This window comes from Cryobacterium sp. TMT2-18-2 (assembly GCF_004402245.1).
Lineage (GTDB): Bacteria > Actinomycetota > Actinomycetes > Actinomycetales > Microbacteriaceae > Cryobacterium > Cryobacterium sandaracinum.
In genome coordinates, this window is sequence record NZ_SOFU01000032.1 from 17952 (window position 1) to 35985 (window position 18034).

Sequence of the window (18034 nt, forward strand, 5' to 3'; positions counted from 1 at the left end):
TGATAAAAATCTCATTCGCATCTCCCGTATCGCATCGGAAAGAGACTCATCGTGTCCACTCGTGAAACCGAACTGCTCGCCCGCGTCCCGGACGGCCTCTACATCAACGGCACCTGGCAGCAGGGTGGCGGTAAGGCCATCGAGGTCACCGACCCGGCGACCGGTGCTGTGCTCAAACGGATCGCGAACGCGGATGCCGCCGACGGCATCCGTGCCCTCGATGCGGCCGTCGAGGCGGCCGAGTCGTGGGCGGCCACCGCGCCGCGTGCGCGGGCCGAGATCCTGCGCCGTGCCTTCGACCTGCTGCAGGAGCGCCGCGATGACTTTGCGCTGCTGATGACCTTGGAGATGGGCAAACCTCTCGCCGAGGCCAACGGAGAGGTCACCTACGGCGGTGAGTTCCTGCGCTGGTTCAGCGAGGAGGCCGTGCGCATCAGCGGTCGCTTCGGGCTGAACCCGGAGGGAACCGGCACGATGGTTGTCTCGCAATATCCGGTCGGACCGTGCCTGCTGATCACTCCGTGGAACTTCCCGCTGGCCATGGCCACACGCAAGATCGCCCCCGCACTCGCCGCCGGCTGCACGGTCGTCGTGAAGCCCGCCGAGCTGACCCCACTGACTACCCTCTTCTTTGTACAGCTGCTCGAAGACGCCGGAGTACCGGCCGGCGTCGTCAATGTGATCACCACGTCGACCTCGTCCGCCGTTGCCGGGCCGATCATCGCCGACCCCCGGCTGAGGAAACTCAGCTTCACCGGGTCGACCCCCGTGGGCCGCAAGCTCATTCAGCAGGCGGCCCAGGGTGTGCTGCGCACCTCGATGGAGCTCGGCGGCAACGCCCCGTTCGTCGTCTTCGAAGACGCCGACCTGGACAAGGCCGTCGAGGGCGCGATGCTCGCCAAGTTCCGCAACATCGGGCAGGCCTGCACCGCGGCCAACCGTTTCATCGTGCACGAGTCCGTCGCCGCCGAGTTCGCCCGCCGCCTGACCGAGCGAGTCGGCGCGCTGAAGATCGGCCGCGGCACCGAAGCCGGCGTCACCATCGGCCCGCTCGTCAGCGAGGCTGCCGTCGCCGGCACCGACGCCCTCGTGCAGGACGCGCTGGCCCACGGAGCCACCCTGCTCGCCGGCGGCAAGCGCCCCGAAGGCGCCGGCTCCTTCTACGAGCCCACCGTGCTGACGGACGTGGCCCCGGCCAGCGCGCTCCTGACCGAGGAGATCTTCGGCCCGGTCGTCGGCATCGTCACCTTCGCCGACGAGGCGGAGGGCGTGCGCCTGGCCAACTCCACCGAGTACGGCTTGATCAGCTACGTCTACACCCAGGACCTCGCCCGCGGGCAGCGGATGATCGCCAAGCTTGAAACCGGAATGATGGGTCTGAACACGGGCCTGGTCTCCAACGCGGCGGCACCGTTCGGCGGTGTCAAGCAATCCGGTCTGGGCCGTGAAGGCGGGCTCGAGGGCATCCAGGAGTACCTGTCCACCAAGTACACCCTCATCCCGGTCTCCTGACCGGCGACGTACCTATTTTTCACCTGCTTCCCCACCACCAGAACGCAATGGAGCACTCCGTGAGCATCATCGAACGTGACATCGTCATCATCGGCGCCGGGGCATCCGGCCTGACCGCGGCGACCGAGCTGCGGAAGGCCGGCCTGACCGTGGCCGTGCTCGAAGCGCGCGACCGCGTCGGCGGCCGCCTCCACACCGACGACATCGACGGTGCCATGCTCGAGATCGGCGGCCAGTGGGTTTCGCCCGATCAGGACGCACTCAAGGAGACCATCGCCGAGCTGGGCCTCGAGACCTTCGCGCGGTACCGCGAGGGCGAAAGCGTCTACATCAACGCCGCGGGGGAGCGAACCCGGTTCGAGGGCGAGATCTTCCCGGTCTCGGCCGACACCGAGCGCGAGATGGTGGCCCTGATCGCCACTCTCGACGAGCTCGTGGACCAGATGGACCCCGACCGTCCCTGGGCACACCCGCGTGCGGTGGAGCTCGACCAGATCTCCTTCCGGCGCTGGCTGGAGCAGGAGACCGACGACCAGGAGGCCCGCGACAACATCAGCCTTTTCATCGCCGGGGCCATGCTGACCAAGCCGGCGCACGCTTTTTCCACGCTGCAGGCCCTCCTGATGGCGGCCAGCGCCGGCAGTTTCAGCAACCTCGTCGACGCCGACTTCATCCTCGACGAACGGGTCGTGGGCGGGCTGCAGCGGGTGCCGATCCTGCTGGCCGAGAACCTCAGTGACGACGTCTTCCTCGGGCAGGCCGCCCGCACAGTGCGCTGGGGCGACGCCGGCGTGAGTGTGCTCACCGACGACCTCGAGGTGCGTGCGCGTCGCGTGATCGTTGCCGTTCCTCCCGTGCTCTACACCCGGATCTCCTTCGATCCGCCGCTGCCGCGCCGCCAACAGATGATGCACCAGCACCTCTCGATGGGCTTCGTGATCAAGGTGCACGCGGTCTACGAGACCCCGTTCTGGCGGGAGGACGGCCTCTCCGGCACGGCCTTCAGCCCCTACGAGCTCTCCCACGAGGCCTACGACAATACCAATTTCAACGACCCGCGCGGCACCCTGGTCGGCTTCGTCTCCGACGAGGCCGCCGACGGCGTGTTCACCGTCTCGGCGGAGGAGCGCAAGCAGCGCATCCTCACCTCGCTCTCGCACTACTTCGGCGAGAAGGCACTGTCCCCCGTCGTCTACTACGAGAGCGACTGGGGCACGGAAGAGTGGACCCGCGGCGCCTACGCGGCGAGCTTCGACCTGGGCGGGCTGGCTCGCTTCGGCGCGGACCTGCGCACACCGGTCGGCCCGATCCTGTTCTCCTGCAGCGACCTCGCCGGAAAGGGCTACCAGCACGTCGACGGCGCAATTCGGATGGGACGCGCAGCGGCCGCAGAGATCGTCGCCGAGCTCGACTCGTAAAGCAGGCGCCGAGAGCGGGTGCGCTGCTACTCGTCGAAGGTGTTGAGCATCGCGAAGGCCGCGCGCTCGAGGTAGTCCCAGAGCTGGTCGCGCTGCAGCGGTGGTAAAGCGGCCTTGTCGACGGCGGCGCGCATGTGGTTCAGCCAGCGGTCGCGGGAATCCGGGTTCACCTTGAAGGGCTGGTGCCGTTGGCGCAGCCGCGGGTGGCCGCGCTGCTCGCTGTAGGTGGTCGGGCCACCCCAGAACTGCTCGAGGAACATGGTCAGACGCTCGGCGGCCGGGCCCAGGTCATCCTCGGGGTACATCGGCTTCAGTACCGGGTCGGTGGCGACGCCGCGATAGAACTCGTTCACCAGATTCTCGAAGAACGGCCTACCGCCGACCTGCGCGTAGAACGTGGGGCCGATCGCGGTGCCGTTCTCGCCCTCGCGCAGGTGGACCGCACCGGGCGTGGCAGGAGTGGGGGCGCCGGGGTCATTCGTCATCGTGAGTCTCCGGATCTGGTGCCGTGTGCGTGGGTGCCTCGGTCTTGGGTGTCGGGGCCTTGGGTGTCGCGGTCTTGGGTGTCGCGGTTGTGGGTACAGCCGGGTCTGCTCCGGAAGCATCCGCTGACGCTGTGCGCGGGTGTGCCTCCTGGGGCAGCGCGGTCGCGGCGTTCCTGGGTCGGCGGGGTGCGCGGGGAGCCTTTTTCTTCCGCACCGGGATCGGGGCGGTGAACGGGCCGGTGGTGAGGTCCGGCATGGCCGCGGCTGCTTCCGCGGCCGCGTCGGCCGTTCCATCGGAGCCGGGGTCGGAGCCGGCGGCGACCGCGCCATCCGTGCCGGCCATGACCACGCTGTTGAGCGGAGTCAGACCGATGCCGAGCCCGTCCAGCGCCTTCTTCAGGTGCAGGCGCAGGTCGCGGGCGAAGTCCCACTTCGCCGCCACCCGGGTCTTGACGACGAGGCGCACGACGAGGGCCTCGGCGGAGATCGACTCGAGTCCCCAGATCTCCGGCTTCTCCAATATCACCGACCGCCACTTGCGGCTGGAGGCGAGCGCCTTCGCGACGCGCAGCAACTCGTTCTGCACCGCCTCGACATCGGACGAGTAGGGGATGGCGAGGTCGATGATCACGCGCGCCCAGCCCTGGGACATGTTGCCGACGCGCAGGATCTCACCGTTGCGCACGAACCACAGAGTGCCGTCGATGTCGCGCACCTGGGTGACACGGATGCCGACGGTCTCCACGACCCCGGAAGCGAAGCCCACGTCGACGATGTCGCCCACGCCGATCTGGTCCTCCACGACCATGAACAGCCCGTTCAGGATGTCCTTGACGATGTTCTGCGCGCCGAAACCGAGACCGGCGCCGAGCGCGGCCGTCAGCAGGGCGAAGGAGCCCAGGATTTCATTGTTGATGATGTTGACGATCAGCAGGATCGTCACGATCAACAGGGTCACGTTGATGATATTCGAGAGCACCGAACCGAGGGTGCGGGTGCGCTGCACGACGCGCACGGCGGCTAGCGGCGAAACGCTCAGCGCCTGCGTGTCCTCCACGTTCTGGGTCTTCTTGACCCCCGTGACGATCTGTTGCACGACGCGGTCGATCACGAAGCGCAACACCCACCGGGTGACCAGCGCGGCCACAATGATGACGACGATATTGATGACCCTGAGCCACAGGTCGATTGTGAAGAATTGAATCAGTTCAAGCCAGATTGCGTCAAAGTCCATAACGATCCGAGTCTACAGAGCCGCGTCCTGTCCAAGTCCTGAGTCCGCGGCTCCGCACCCAGCCGCACCCTGCCGACCTCTGCCACCCGCTCGAACGAATTCGACGGAGATTTCTGACCAGATGACGAGCTGAACCGGTTTTGTGCGGCTCGGGGAGCAGAAGCTCCGTCGAATTTGTCAGGGCCGAGGGCGAGGGCGGATGCGGCGTGGGGCACGCACGGCGCGGGCGGGCGGATGCCTCGGCGCGGCTACTCCGCGTCGCGCGCCTGGGCGGCGAGAGCGCGTTCGACCCCGGCCAGGTTCTCGATCACCAGGCGACGCAGCGCGAGCGGCTCCGGGTTGGCGTCGAGCCACGTTCGCGTCGCGGTGACGAGCGCCTGGTCAGCCAGTGGCGCCGGGTAGAGGCCGAGCACCAGCTTTTCCGCGATGGAGAAGCTGCGGGCGGCCCAAATCGGCTGCAACATGGTGAAGTACTGCTCGACGAACGGCTCCAGCAACGTGATGTCGTTGGCCCGCAGGAAACCGGCTGCCGTGACCCGCACGATGGTGTTCGGCGCGGTGTCCACGTCGATCAGAGATGACCAGGCGGCTTGCTTGCCCTCCAGGGTGGGGATGGCGGCGCGGGCCTGCGCGGCCGACTGGGCGCCGGTCGCGGTGTTGTCCGCGGCCAGCGCTGCGTCGATCTCAACCGCGCCGGCCTTGCCGCCGGCCACGAGGGCGATGAGCAGCTCCCAGGAGAGGTCGGTGTCGATCTCGAGGCCGTCGAGCGGTGCCGTGCCACCCCGCAGCGCGGCAACGGATGCCAGCTGGCTGTCGGTCGTCGCGATGGCGGCGAAGAACTTCACGAACTGGAACTGCTCGTCGCTGCCGGCGTCGGCGTGGCGGGCGAGGGACCAGAGCGCGTCCCCGACCTCCTTGACTGTACTCGTGCGGAATTCCTCGCCGACGTAGTACGAGGCGGCGAGCACAACCTGGCCGAGCACGGTGCGTAGCGTGGTGGACTCGGATTCCGTCGCGACGTTGCCGAGCACAAGCGTGATGAAGTCGCGCGCCGAGGTCTCGGCGTCGCGGGTGGCGTCCCAGACCGCGCCCCAGATGATGGCGCGGGCGAGGGGGCTCTCGATCGCGGAGAGGTTCTCGAGGGCCACCTCCTGCGATGCCGGGTCGAGGCGGATCTTGGCGTAGGCCAGGTCATCGTCATTGAGCAGAACGAGGTCGGGTTGTTGGCGGCCGAGCAGTGACGGGACATCCGTCTGCTCGCCGTCGACGTCGATCTCGATCCGGTGCGTGCGCACCAGGGCGCCGTCCGTCCGGTCGTAGAAGCCGATGGCGAGGCGGTGCGGGCGGATGGTGGGGTAGTCGGCCGCGGCGGTCTGCAGCACCGTGAAGCCGGTGATGGTGCCGGACGTGTCCACGGTGATCTCGGGACGCAGCGTGTTCACGCCCGCGGTCTCGAGCCACAGCTTCGTCCACTCGGTGAGATCGCGGCCGCTGGAGGCTTCGAGCAGGGCCATCAGGTCGGTCAGCTCGGTGTTGCCCCACTGGTGCTTCTGGAAGTACGCGGCGACGCCGGTGAAGAATTCGTCGCGGCCGACCCAGGCCACAAGCTGCTTGAGCACGGAGCCGCCCTTGGCGTAGGTGATGCCATCGAAGTTGACCTGCACGTCTTCGAGGTCGTTGATCGTGGCGGTGATCGGGTGGGTGGAGGGCAGCTGGTCCTGCTTGTAGGCCCAACTCTTCTCCATCACGGCGAAGGTGGTCCACGCTTCGGTCCACTCGGTGGCCTCGGCGGTCGCCATGGTCGACGCCCACTCGGCGAACGACTCGTTCAGCCACAGGTCGTTCCACCACTTCATGGTGACGAGGTCTCCGAACCACATGTGCGCCAGTTCGTGCAGCACGGTGACGACGCGGCGTTCCTTGATGGCGTCGGTGACCTTGGACCGGAACACGTACGTCTCCGTGAAGGTGACCGCGCCGGCGTTCTCCATGGCGCCCGCGTTGAATTCCGGCACGAACATCTGGTCGTACTTGTCGAACGGGTACGGGTAGTTGAACTTGCCCTCGAAGTATGCGAAGCCCTGGCGGGTCTTCTCGAACAGGTAATCCGCGTCGAGGAACTCGAACAGGCTTTTACGGCAGAAGAGCCCGAGCGGGATGATGCGGGCGTCGCTGGACGTCAGCTCGCTGCGCACGACTGCGTAGGGGCCGGCGACGAGGGCAGTGATGTAGCTGGAGATGGTGTGGGTGGGGGCGAACGCCCAGGTCTTGTGGCCGCTGCCGGCATCCGTCGGCTCGGGCGTGACGGAGTTGGAGATGACTTCCCAGGCGCCGGGGGCGGTGACGGTGAAGGCGAACGTGGCCTTGAGGTCGGGCTGCTCGAACACGGCGAAGACGCGGCGGGAGTCGGGCACCTCGAACTGGCTGTACAGGTAGACCTCGTTGTCGACCGGGTCGACGAAGCGGTGCAGGCCCTCGCCGGTGTTCGTGTACTCGGCGTCGGCGACGACGGTGAGCGTGTTCTCGGCGGCGAGTCCGTCGAGCTGAATCCGGATGCCGTCACTGACGAGTGAGGGGTCGAGCGCGGCGCCGTTCAGCGTCACCGAGTGCACGGTGCGGGTGATCGCGTCGATGAAGGTGGACGCACCGGGCGTCGCGGTGAAGTGCACCGTGGTCTCGCTGCCGAACGTTTCCGGACCGGTCGTGAGGTCAAGGGTGACCTCATAGCTCTGAACGGTGATGAGCGCGGCGCGCTCCTGGGCTTCGATCCTGGTGAGGTTCTCTCCGGGCAACGGTTTCTCCATCTCGGTTTCGCGGTCTGCACGCGCGCCGACGCTTGTGGCGCAGCGCGCGAATAATCAGCCTAGCCAAGGAATATGGTGTCTGCACAAGGGCAAGCACCGACCCGCGGGCCGCGACGGGCGACCGGTACCGTGAGTTCGCTGACGTGGGGGCGCGCGGCATGAGCGCCCGCCATGACGCGTGGGCGTCGAAAGTGTCGGACGACCCGGCGACCTCCGCTCCGATCGACCGGCACGCGGCACCGAAACGGCTTCGTGCTCTCGCCCGATGCCGAGCCCCCGCGCAGCCACCAGGCTGCACAGGCGGGCGCTGCACTGGCGGCGCGTAGGGACCGTCGCCCCGGCAGGTGAGCGGAGGCGTCGCCCGGCCGTGCGCGTGCGCTCGCCCGTCGTCCGGCGTCTGGCGTCCCGCGTCCGGTGTCCGGTGTGGAATCCATTCGACGGAGATTCTGCGGAAAGGGGCCGTTTCAGGCCTCCGTGGAGCTGTTTCGGGCAAAATCTCGGTCGAATTCGTTCGGGGCGGCTCTAGGGTTGGTCACAATGACAACCCATGACGCGCTCCGTGACGCCTACGACGCACAGCTCCGGCTCCGGGTTCCGACCGACCGGCCCACGGGCATCCGTTACGAACTGTCGGGCCCGGTTCTGCGGATCTTGGGACGGCACCAGGGGTTCGTCGAGACTGCTCGCGACGTGGGTGCGACCGGCGCGGCGCTCGACGCCCTGATCGCGGAGCACCGCGACTTCTTCGCTGCCCGCGGCGAGGCCTTTGAATGGAAGACCCGCGGCCACGACCTGCCAGCCGACCTGCCGGACCGCCTGCTCGCGGCCGGCTTCGTGGCCGAGGAGCTGGAGACGGTCGTCGTCGCCGAGACCGAACGCCTGAACACCGTGCCGGTGCTGCCGGTCGGCGTCACGATCAGGCAGGTCGACACCCGGGTCGACTTCGAGCGCATCGCCGCGCTGCAGTCGCAGGTCTGGGACGAGGACTACGCCTGGCTGGCCGACCAGCTGGAGGCCGGTGTGCGTGATGCCCCGGGCGACGTGCTCGTGTTCGTCGCCGAGGCCGGTGGCGTGCGCGGCGGCGAGCTCGTCTCCTCGTGCCGGGTCGAGTTCACCCCCGGCACCGATTTCGCGGGACTCTGGGGTGGGTCGACCCTGGCCGCCTGGCGGGGCCGCGGCATCTACCGGGCGCTGGTGGCATACCGCGCGCGGCTCGCGCACCAACGCGATGTGCGCTTCGTGCACGTGGATGCCTCCGACGACAGCAAACCGATCCTGCTGCGGCTGGGCTTTCAGGCCATCACGACGACGACCCCCTGGGTTTGGACCCCTCCGACGACCTGCCCCGGCTACCAGAGGCCGGGCTTGTAGTCCTTGAGGAAGACGCCGCAGAGGTCCTCGCCGCCCTCGCCACGCACAATCGGGTCGTAGACCCTCGCCGCGCCGTCGACCAGGTCGAGTGGGGCGTGGAAGCCCTCCTCGGCGAGGCGGACCTTGGTGGGGTGCGGCCGCTCGTCGGTGATCCAGCCGGTGTCGACGCTGGTCATCAGGATGCCGTCGGACAGCATCTCCTTCGCGCTCGTGCGGGTGAGCATGTTCAGTGCGGCTTTGGCCATGTTCGTGTGCGGGTGGCCGGGCCCCTTGTACCCGCGGCCGAACACGCCCTCCATCGCCGACACGTTCACGATGTAGGTGCGGCGGGCGTCGGATGCCGCGAGCGAGCCACGCAGACGGCTGACCAGCAGGAACGGGGCCGTGGTGTTGCACAGCTGCACCTCCAGCATCTCCAGCGGGTCGACGTCTTCCACGTTCGCGGTCCAGCTGTTTCGGGAGTGCAGGTCGGGCACGAGCCCGCCGGCGTCGATCGCGGTGCCGGCGGCGAGACGCGCGAGTGACGAGGAGCCCGGCGCGAGCGCCAGGGCGGTCAGGTCGTCTGCCGTGAGTGCGCCACTCGCGCCGGCTGCTGCGGCCAGGATCGGATGGCTGGTGACGGATGCCGCGAGCGCGGTCGGGTGCGCGTCACTGGTGTGCCCGAACGTGACGATCTCCGGGATGACGCCCTCCGGCAGCGGCGACTGCTCGGCCTCGACCAGCATCGAGTACGAGCCGGGGGAGCGGCGCACGGTCTGGGCGGCGTTGTTGATCAGGATGTCCAGCGGCCCGGCCGCGGCGACGGAGTCGGCCAGGCCGATCACCTGGGCCGGGTCGCGCAGGTCGATCCCGACGATGCGGAGACGGTGCAGCCAGTCGGCCGAGTCCGGCATGGCGCTGAAGCGGCGCACCGCGTCGCGCGGGAACCGGGTGGTGATGGTGGTGTGGGCGCCGTCGCGCAGCAGGCGCAGGGCGATGTACATGCCGATCTTGGCGCGGCCGCCCGTGAGCAGGGCGCGCTTGCCGGTCAGGTCGGTGCGGGCATCCCGCTTCTCGTGGCTCATCGCCGCGCAGGCAGGGCAGAGCTGGTGGTAGAAAGCGTCGACGAGGGTGTACTTCTGCTTGCAGATGTAGCAGGCCCGTGGCACGAGCAGCTCGCCGGCCGACGCCCGGTCGGTGCCCAGGCGCAGCTGGGCGCCGATGGTCTCGTCGTCGATGCGGGTGGCGGCGCCGGTCGCGGTCGCGGCGATGACCTCCCGGTCGGCATCCGCGATCGCCTGCCGCTTCTCGCCGCGTCGCACCATCTTGACGGACTTGAACATCTTGGCGGTGGCCTGCCGCACGGTGACGAAATCGGGGTCTTCGGGGTCGATCTCGCTGAGCGAGGCGAGCACGCGCAGGGCGGTCGCCATCTCGGCAGGGTCGATCCCCGGGGTGGACACGGCCCCGGGAGCGGGCTCGGTCGGAGGCGTCGTGATCATCGGACAATTCTACGATGGCCCCCGCGATGGCCCGGCCCGGTGCACACAGCACACAGACCGATGGCCCGGCGCGCCGAGACCAGGGCCTCCGCACGCCGGACCACCGGTCGATGCAGCAGGGTGTCGCTAGACCTTCAGCGGCTCCGGCTCGGTTTTCGGCTCCGTCGCGAGCGATGAGAGATCCATCGACGAGGTCGGCGGCTCATAGGTCTCGTCGAACGGCATCTCGTCGGTGTCCAGGGCAGGGTTGTCATCCTGCGTGGCGACCAGTTCGCGGGCCTCGAAGACCGAGTCCACGCTGGGCATCGAGCCGATCAACGGACGCCCGGCAGACTCGCGCAGGAAGAAGATCGCGATTCCACCGATGACGGATGTCCCCATCAGGTAGTACGCCGGCATCATGTCGTTCTCGGTCGTGGCGATCAGCGCCGCGATGATGAACGGCGTCGTGCCGCCGAAGATGGCCACCGAGAAGTTGTACGCGATGCCCATGGCACCGTAACGGCTTTCGGTCGGGAACAGCGCCGGCAGGGCCGAGGCGAGGTTGGAGACGTAGAACGTGACGGGCAGGGCGATCAGAGCCAGGCCGAGCAGCGTCGTCCAGATCTCGCCGACGCCGATCAGCATGAAGGCGGGGATGGAGAGCACTACGGCGCTGAGCGAACCCATCCAGAGCACGGGACGACGACCGATCTTGTCGGACAGGCGGCCGGCCAGGGGGATGCAGAGCGCCATGATAACGAGGATCGGGATGGTGAGCAGTGTCCCGTGCAGCTCGTCGTAGCCCTTGGTGGCGGTGAGGTACGTCGGCATGTATGAGGTGAGTGCGTAGCCGAGCGTGTTGGCCGCGGCGACGAGGATCATCGCGACGATGATGCCGCGCCAGTGGTTCTTGAAAATGCTGACCGGGCTGTTGGACGGGGCGGACTCGTCGGAGAACGACGGGTCGGTCGCGGCCAGTTCCTTCGCGTCCAGAGTGGCCTGGAAGGTGGGGGATTCCTCGATCTTCAGACGGAACCAGATGGCGATCAGGCCGAGCGGTCCGGCGATCAGGAACGGAATCCGCCAGCCCCAGTCCTCCATGACGGGCTGCCCGAGGGTGATCTGCAGGATGGACACAAGCGCGGCGCCGATGGCGAAGCCGAGGTAGCTGCCCATATCGAGCAGGCTGGCGAAGAAGCCGCGGTGCTTGTCGGGCGAGTGCTCGCTCACGAAGGTGGTCGCACCGGCGTACTCACCGCCGGTGGAGAAGCCCTGCACGAGCTTGGTGAAGACCAGCAGCGCGGCGGCGAACATGCCCACCTGAGCGTAGCCGGGCAGCAAGCCCACGGCGAAAGTGGATGCCGCCATCAGGATCAGGGTCATCGACAGCACCTTCTGGCGGCCGATCTTGTCACCGAGCCAGCCGAAGAACACACCACCCAGCGGGCGGGCGATGAACGTCGCGGCGAAGGTGCCGAGCAGGAACAGGGTCTGCACGGTCGGGTCGGACTCGGGCAGGAACACCGGACCCATGGTCGTGATGAGGTAGCCGAACACGCCGACGTCGTACCATTCCATCGTGTTTCCCACGATGGTGCCGCCGAGGGCTTTCTTCAGCCTTGACTGGTCGACCACGTTCACGTGTGACACCTTTAAACGACGCTGCAGGAGCGGATTCTTGGTCTTCACCGCCGTGCCGTCGGCACCGGAAAGTGAGCTGGTTCTGGGCATTGGAACTTCTCTCGTAGAGATCATGTTGCTGCGAAAAAAAGGGGCCCGCTTTCGGGCATAACGAATAATTTTAGTCGGAAATGGGCAACAACCAGACATTTTGCCGAGGATACCCTCTCTGGACAGGGGTTTACGTTCGGTCTCCGTCGGCGCTTTCCCAGCCGGGAGACACTTAGGCTGAGCCTCATGGCTGACTCTGTGAAGTTCTGGTTCGACCCCTCCTGCCCCTGGGCCTGGATGACCTCCCGCTGGGTGGACGAGGTCTCCGCCCTGCGCGGTTTCGACGTCGAGTGGAAGGTGATGAGCCTCGCCGTTCTGAACGAGGACCAGGACGTGTCCGAGGAATACCGCGCGTTCTTCCCCCGGGCTCTCAAGTACACCCGCCTGGTTGCTGCCGCGCAGGAGCTGCACGGCCAGAAAACGGTCAAGGCGCTCTACGATGCCCTGGGCGTCCGCATCCACCTCGGTGGCAGCACAAACCCCGACGAGGTCATTCCCGCCGCGCTCGCCGAGGTGGGCCTGCCGGCATCGTTCGCGGAGTGGGCCGACAGCGACCACCACGACGTGCAGATGCGCGCCAGCCACTTCGACGGCATGGAGCGGGTGGGCCAGGATGTCGGCACCCCCGTCATCGCCGTGAACGACGTGGCCTTCTTCGGCCCGGTCATCTCGCCCGCGCCGAGCGGCGATGCGGCGCTCAAGCTGTGGGACGGTGTGGTGGCCGTTGCCGGGTACGACGGTTTCTTCGAGCTGAAGCGCTCCCGCACCCGGGAGCCGATCTTCGCCACGGCTGCGACGGTATCGGCCGAGCAAGTCGAGTAAATATAATCGGTTGCATGCGCATCCATATCGCCACTGACCACGCCGGCCTCGACTTCAGCCACCAGCTGGTCACGCACCTCACCCTGGCCGGTCACGAAGTCGTGGACCACGGACCGGAGGTCTATGACGCCCTCGACGACTACCCCGGTTTCTGCATCCGGGCGGCCGAGGCCGTCGTCAACGACCTGTCCGTCGGCGTCGACGCGCTCGGCGTCGTCTTCGGCGGCTCGGGCAACGGCGAGCAGATGGCCGCGAACAAGGTGAAGGGCGTGCGCGCCGCGCTGGTCTGGAGCCTCAGCACCGCCAGGCTCGCCCGCGAGCACAACGACGCGAACGTCATCTCCATCGGTGCCAGGCAGCACACCATCGAGGACGCCATCGACTTCATCGACGCCTTCATCTCGGAGCCGTTCCCCGGCGACGAACGCCACTGCCGACGCATCCTGCAGCTGGCGGAGTACGAGGCGCACTGCACCATCAACGGCACGCGTCTCGCCGACTAGCCGTGCCTGAGGGTCATTCCGTCCACCGCATTGCGCGCCAGTTCGCCCGCAACTTCGTGGGTAAAAGCATCCAGCTGTCGTCGCCGCAGGGCCGGTTCGTGGACGGCGCGGCGATGCTCGACGGACACATCATGACGGATGCCCGTGCCGTCGGCAAGCAGATGTTCCTGGAGTTCGACAACGGGCTCTGGCTGCGCGTGCACCTGGGGTTGTACGGCGCCTGGGACTTCGCCGGGGACATCCAAGCGCACGGTACGGACGCCGCCATCACGGGTCGCAGGCGCCGGACCGTCAGGCGCGGCGCGGGTGACGTCATACAGGGCCTGGCGGGGGAGGACTCGTTGCAGAGCATCGGCGCGCCCCGGCTGACCCGGCTGCGGATGGCGGAAGACGAGAAAGTCAGCGTCGAACCCGACGGCTTCCCGCCCGCACCCATCGGCCAGGTTCGGGTGCGTCTGCTGGCCGACGACGTCGTGGCGGACCTGCGCGGGCCCACGGCATGCGTGGTGCTCGACCCTCAGCAGGTGCACGAGGCGATGGACCGTCTCGGGCCGGACCCGATGCTTGATGACAGCCCAGCCGCCGAGGACCGCTTCGTCACGGTGGTGCGGAAGAAACCCACCCCGATCGGGCGCCTTTTGATGGATCAGTTGGTGGTCAGCGGCATCGGCAACGTCTACCGGGCCGAGTTGCTCTTCCGTGCGCGCCTGAACCCGTATGCGCCGGGCAAGTCGCTCAGTGACGAGCAGTCCCGGGCGCTCTGGCGAGACTGGGCGCACCTGCTAAAGATCGGCGTGTCGACCGGGCAGATGATGACCATGGACGGCCTCGGCGACGCGGCGTACGGGCGCGCCCTGAGGCGACGGGCCGACCGGCACTGGGTGTACAAGCGCGAGGGGCTGCCCTGCCGGGTTTGCGGCACCCACATCACCCTCGAGGAGATGGCCGCACGCAAGCTCTACTGGTGCCCGAAATGCCAGGCCTGACCTGCTCGCCCTGATCTGCTTCACCTGATCTGAACAAACGACCAGAACGGGACCGATGAGACACAACCCCATTTTTGCGCAGGGCGACCCAGCCGAGATCCGCCGTCTCATCCGGGAGAACCCATGGGCCACGCTGATCAGCCACACCGAGTCCGGTCTGGTGGCCTCGCACTACCCGGTGCTGCTCGACGAGGAGGCCGATGAGGCCGACGGAATCGTGCTGGTCAGCCACGTCGGACGCCCCGACGAGGCCCTGCACGAACTCGGCCGGCACGAGCTGCTGGTGATCATTCAGGGACCCCACGGCTACATCTCGCCCGGCTGGTACGACGCGGCGCCCGCCGTTCCCACCTGGAACTTCGTCGCCGCGCATTTGCACGGCACACCGGAACTGCTCAGCGACGAGGAGAACCTACGGGTGCTGGACCGCCTGGTCGACCACTTCGAGGAGCGGATGCCTGAACCGCGCCGCCTGTCCGGCACAGAGGCCAACGCCGCCTACGCCGCCCGCATTGTGGCCGGCACGGTCGGTTTCCGGCTCAGGGTGAACCGCCTCACCGCCAAGAGCAAGCTCAGCCAGAACAAGCCGGCCGAGACCGTGGCGCGCATTCTGGGTGAACTCGACGGGGACGGTCCCTATGCGAGCCCGGGCCTGGCAGCCGAAATGCGCCGGGTGCACGGGGCCGAGCGGTGAGCGTGTCCACGCCCGCTCAGGCAACCGCGGCGGCCCCTCCGCTCGTTCTGAGGAACGGCCGGCTGCCGGGGAGCGACGAGATCGTCGACACGCTGATCGTCGACGGCCGGGTGCGCCGGCTCGGGTATCTGAGTCAGGCGGTTGCGGGCATCCGTTCGGTCGATCTGGAAGAACGCTGGCTGATCCCGGGCCTCTGGGACAACCACGTGCACTTCAGCCAGTGGGCGCAGACGAATCAGAGGCTTGATCTGTCCGGCACCGGCAGTGCCGCCGCCGCGGCCGATCTGGTCGCCGGACGAGCGCCCGGAGTTTCGAGAGGGGAGACCCTGGTCGGGTTCGGGTTTCGCGACGGTCTGTGGCCGGATGCCCCGAGCCGGCCCCTGCTGGACGCCGCCGCCGGCACCGTTCCGACCGTGTTGATCAGCGGTGACCTACACTCCTGCTGGCTGAACTCGGCCGCGCTCGCCCGCCACGGTCACACGGAGCACCCGACCGGGCTGCTCCGTGAGGAGGACTGCTTCGCCGTGGTGCGCACGCTTGCCGAGGTGCCCGATGTCGTGATGGACGGTTGGGCCGACAGCGCGGCCCGGGCCGCGGCGGCTCGGGGGGTCGTGGGCATCGTCGACATGGAGATGGACTGGAACCTCGCCACCTGGCTGCGGCGCATCCAGGGCGGCACCGACTCGCTGCGGGTGGAGTTCGGTATCTACACCCAGCACCTGGAGCGCGCCATCGCACTCGGTCTGCGGAGCGGGGCCGGCGTCGACGGCACCGGCGGGCTGCTCACGGTGGGACCCGGCAAGGTGATCACCGACGGCTCGCTGAACACCCGCACCGCGTACTGCGTCGACGAGTACCCCGGCCTGGAGGGCCAGCCCGGGTCACGCGGGATGCTCACCGTGCCGTCGGAGGAACTGCTCGCGCACCTGGGTCGGGCCGTGGCCGCGGGCATCCGCCCCGCCGTGCACGCCATCGGCGACCGGGCCAACGCGCTGGCCCTCGACGCCTTCGAGCAGCTCGGCTGCGCCGGCAGCATCGAGCACGCGCAGCTGCTCACGAGGGAGGACGTCGCCCGTTTCGCCCGGCTCGGCGTGGTGGCGAGTGTGCAGCCCGAGCACGCCCTCGACGACCGGGACGTCGCCGACCGCTACTGGGTGGGACGCACTGACCGGGCCTTCGTGCTGAAGAGCCTGCTGGACGCCGGGGTCACCCTCGCGCTCGGGTCCGACGCCCCGGTCGCTCCGCTGGACCCGTGGGTGAGCATCGCCGCCGCCGTCGGGCGCACCCGCGGCAGCCGCGAACCCTGGCACGCCGAGCAAGCCATCTCCCGGCAGGCCGCGCTCGCCGCGTCCGCGCGCGGCCGGCACCGCGTTCTGGCGGGGGACGTCGCCGACCTCGCGGTGTGCGAGATCGACCCGTTCGTCGCCTCCGTGCCCGACCTGCGACGGATGCCCGTTGCCGCCACCCTGCTCGCCGGCCGCTTCACCCACACCACCCTCTGATTTGGGGGTTTACCCCCGGCGAGATCCGGTTGGCAGCGGGATGTCGTCTACTCGACCCGGCGATCAGGCTGAGTACCGACAGACTTACTGGAGGACACCATGACCGCACCGACCGAAACCTCCCCACGCGCCGGATATGGCGCGCTCTGGCGCCGCGTGCCGCAGGAGCTGCTCTTTCTGCTGCTGACCCTGCCGGTGGTCGTGATCGCGCTCACCGTTCTGAGCACCGTATTCTTCACCGGCGTCGGCCTGCTCGCCGTCGTCGTCGGGATCGTCGTCGTCGTGGCGTCCCTCTACCTCGCCCGCGGCATCGGTCTGGTCGAACTCGCCCGCCTGCGCTGGGCCGGCCAGCCTGCCATCACCCCGCCGCGGTGGGAGACGCCGGGGGAGCCGGCCACCACCCTCCGCGCCCTGCTCGGCCCGCTCGTCAACGGGCACTACTGGCTCTACCTGCTGCACGGCATGGTCGTGAACTTCGTGGTCGGGCTTGTCAGCTGGATCGTCACCGTCGTCTGGCTGTCGGTGGGCCTCGGCGGCGTCAGCTACTGGATCTGGGGCCGCTTCCTCCCCGAGGACCGGAACGACGACCTGCACGCGATCATCCTGAACTGGATACTGCCGGGCACCACGCTCCCGATCGACCCGCTCCTGGCCGAGAGCCTCCTCCAGCTCGTCCTGGGCATCCTCTTTCTGCTGACCCTGCCGTACATCACGCACGCGTTCACCCGGCTGCACCAGTTCGCGGCCCGCGGCATGCTGGGCGCCTGGCGGTCCGAGGCCCTGCAGCGTGAGGTCGCCGACCTCAGCGCGTCGCGCGGGGCGGCCGTCGCCGCGGAAGACCAGTCCCTGCGGCGCCTGGAACGGGACATCCACGACGGTCCGCAGCAGCGCCTGGTGCGCCTGCAGATGGACCTCGCCAGAGCCGAGCGCAAACTCGATGTCGACCCGGATGCCGCGCGCACCCTGATCGTGGAGGCTCGGGAGCAGGCTCATGACACCCTCGAGGAGCTGCGGGCGCTGTCCCGCGGACTGGTGCCGCCCCTCCTGCAGGATCGCGGCCTCCTCGCCGGCCTCGAGTCCCTGGCCGCCCGAAGCACCATCCCGGTGCGGCTCGAGCTGCAGGTCGACCCGGCGCTGCGGCTGCCCAGCGAAATCGAGCGAAGCGCGTATTTCGTCGGCGCGGAGTTGCTCACCAACGCCGCCAAGCACTCGCGGGCCACGGACATCCGTCTGCACCTGGCCCTGCGCGCCGTCCCCGACGATGTGAGCACCGGCAGTCCTGCCGGCACGGGGGCCGCCGGCGCCATCTGGCTCGACCTCTGGGTGATCGACGACGGCATCGGCGGGGCCCGGCTGACCGATGCCCACGGCCTGCAGGGACTCGACGAACGCCTGCACGGCCTTCGCGGGGTGTTGTCGGTGCGGAGCCCCGAGGGTGGCCCAACCGCGATCGGGGCACACATCCCACTGCCCGCGGCCCGGCCGGCGCGAGCCGTCGCCGTATCCTGA

General features: G+C 68.4%; 14 protein-coding genes. 9 read left to right on the forward strand and 5 right to left on the reverse strand.

Features of this window, described 5'->3' with window-relative positions; genetic code table 11:
• Positions 1–48: 48 nt before the first annotated feature.
• A complete protein-coding gene (locus E3O22_RS10105) occupies positions 49–1512 on the forward strand; it encodes an NAD-dependent succinate-semialdehyde dehydrogenase (RefSeq protein WP_134393938.1) in 1464 nt (487 codons plus the stop codon).
• A gap of 47 nt (positions 1513–1559) precedes the next feature.
• Positions 1560–2930 carry an NAD(P)/FAD-dependent oxidoreductase gene (locus tag E3O22_RS10110; RefSeq protein ID WP_134393937.1) on the forward strand — a complete coding sequence of 457 codons (1371 nt, stop codon included), beginning with the start codon at positions 1560–1562 and terminating at the stop codon, positions 2928–2930.
• A gap of 26 nt (positions 2931–2956) precedes the next feature.
• Here E3O22_RS10110 and E3O22_RS10115 read toward each other — a convergent pair whose 3' ends face one another.
• From E3O22_RS10115 to pepN, 3 genes are all read right to left on the reverse strand, one after another.
• A complete protein-coding gene (locus E3O22_RS10115; RefSeq protein WP_134393936.1) occupies positions 2957–3415 on the reverse strand; it encodes a globin in 459 nt (152 codons plus the stop codon).
• Positions 3405–4649, reverse strand: a complete 1245-nt coding sequence (locus tag E3O22_RS10120) for a mechanosensitive ion channel family protein (RefSeq protein ID WP_198410600.1) — start codon at positions 4647–4649, stop codon at positions 3405–3407. Before E3O22_RS10120 ends, E3O22_RS10115 begins: the two co-directional genes overlap by 11 nt.
• Positions 4650–4897: 248 nt before the next feature.
• Positions 4898–7441, reverse strand: a complete 2544-nt coding sequence (gene pepN / locus E3O22_RS10125) for an aminopeptidase N (protein WP_134393935.1) — start codon at positions 7439–7441, stop codon at positions 4898–4900.
• A gap of 549 nt (positions 7442–7990) precedes the next feature.
• Between pepN and E3O22_RS10130 the strand changes: the two genes are divergently transcribed.
• Positions 7991–8824 (forward strand): GNAT family N-acetyltransferase, encoded by an 834-nt coding sequence (locus E3O22_RS10130; RefSeq protein ID WP_134393934.1) that lies wholly within the window; start codon positions 7991–7993, stop codon positions 8822–8824.
• On the opposite strand, the gene E3O22_RS10135 is transcribed toward E3O22_RS10130, so the two are convergent.
• Together E3O22_RS10135 and E3O22_RS10140 are read right to left on the reverse strand one after the other, a co-directional pair.
• Positions 8803–10305, reverse strand: coding sequence for an SDR family NAD(P)-dependent oxidoreductase (locus E3O22_RS10135; RefSeq protein ID WP_134393933.1), 1503 nt, complete (start codon positions 10303–10305; stop codon positions 8803–8805). The genes E3O22_RS10130 and E3O22_RS10135 overlap by 22 nt on opposite strands.
• Positions 10306–10431: 126 nt before the next feature.
• Complete coding sequence (locus E3O22_RS10140) at positions 10432–12018, reverse strand: MFS transporter (protein ID WP_241976608.1); 1587 nt, start codon at positions 12016–12018, stop codon at positions 10432–10434.
• Between the two features lie 186 nt (positions 12019–12204).
• On the opposite strand from E3O22_RS10140, the gene E3O22_RS10145 reads away from it, so the two are divergent.
• From E3O22_RS10145 to E3O22_RS10170, 6 genes are all read left to right on the forward strand, one after another.
• The gene (locus E3O22_RS10145) at positions 12205–12840 is read left to right on the forward strand and encodes a disulfide bond formation protein DsbA (protein ID WP_134393931.1); all 636 of its coding nucleotides are present in this window, start codon (positions 12205–12207) and stop codon (positions 12838–12840) included.
• Positions 12841–12854: 14 nt separating this feature from the next.
• Complete coding sequence (locus E3O22_RS10150; RefSeq protein WP_134393930.1) at positions 12855–13343, forward strand: ribose-5-phosphate isomerase; 489 nt, start codon at positions 12855–12857, stop codon at positions 13341–13343.
• A 2-nt stretch (positions 13344–13345) separates the two neighbouring features.
• Complete coding sequence (locus E3O22_RS10155; RefSeq protein WP_134393929.1) at positions 13346–14329, forward strand: Fpg/Nei family DNA glycosylase; 984 nt, start codon at positions 13346–13348, stop codon at positions 14327–14329.
• 55 nt (positions 14330–14384) lie between these two features.
• Entirely contained in the window at positions 14385–15023 is a 639-nt protein-coding gene (locus E3O22_RS10160; protein ID WP_134393928.1) for an FMN-binding negative transcriptional regulator, read from the forward strand.
• On the forward strand, positions 15020–16525 hold the full coding sequence (locus tag E3O22_RS10165; RefSeq protein ID WP_241976609.1) for an amidohydrolase: 1506 nt from the start codon (positions 15020–15022) through the stop codon (positions 16523–16525). Before E3O22_RS10160 ends, E3O22_RS10165 begins: the two co-directional genes overlap by 4 nt.
• A 99-nt stretch (positions 16526–16624) precedes the next feature.
• Positions 16625–18034, forward strand: a complete 1410-nt coding sequence (locus tag E3O22_RS10170; protein ID WP_134393926.1) for a sensor domain-containing protein — start codon at positions 16625–16627, stop codon at positions 18032–18034.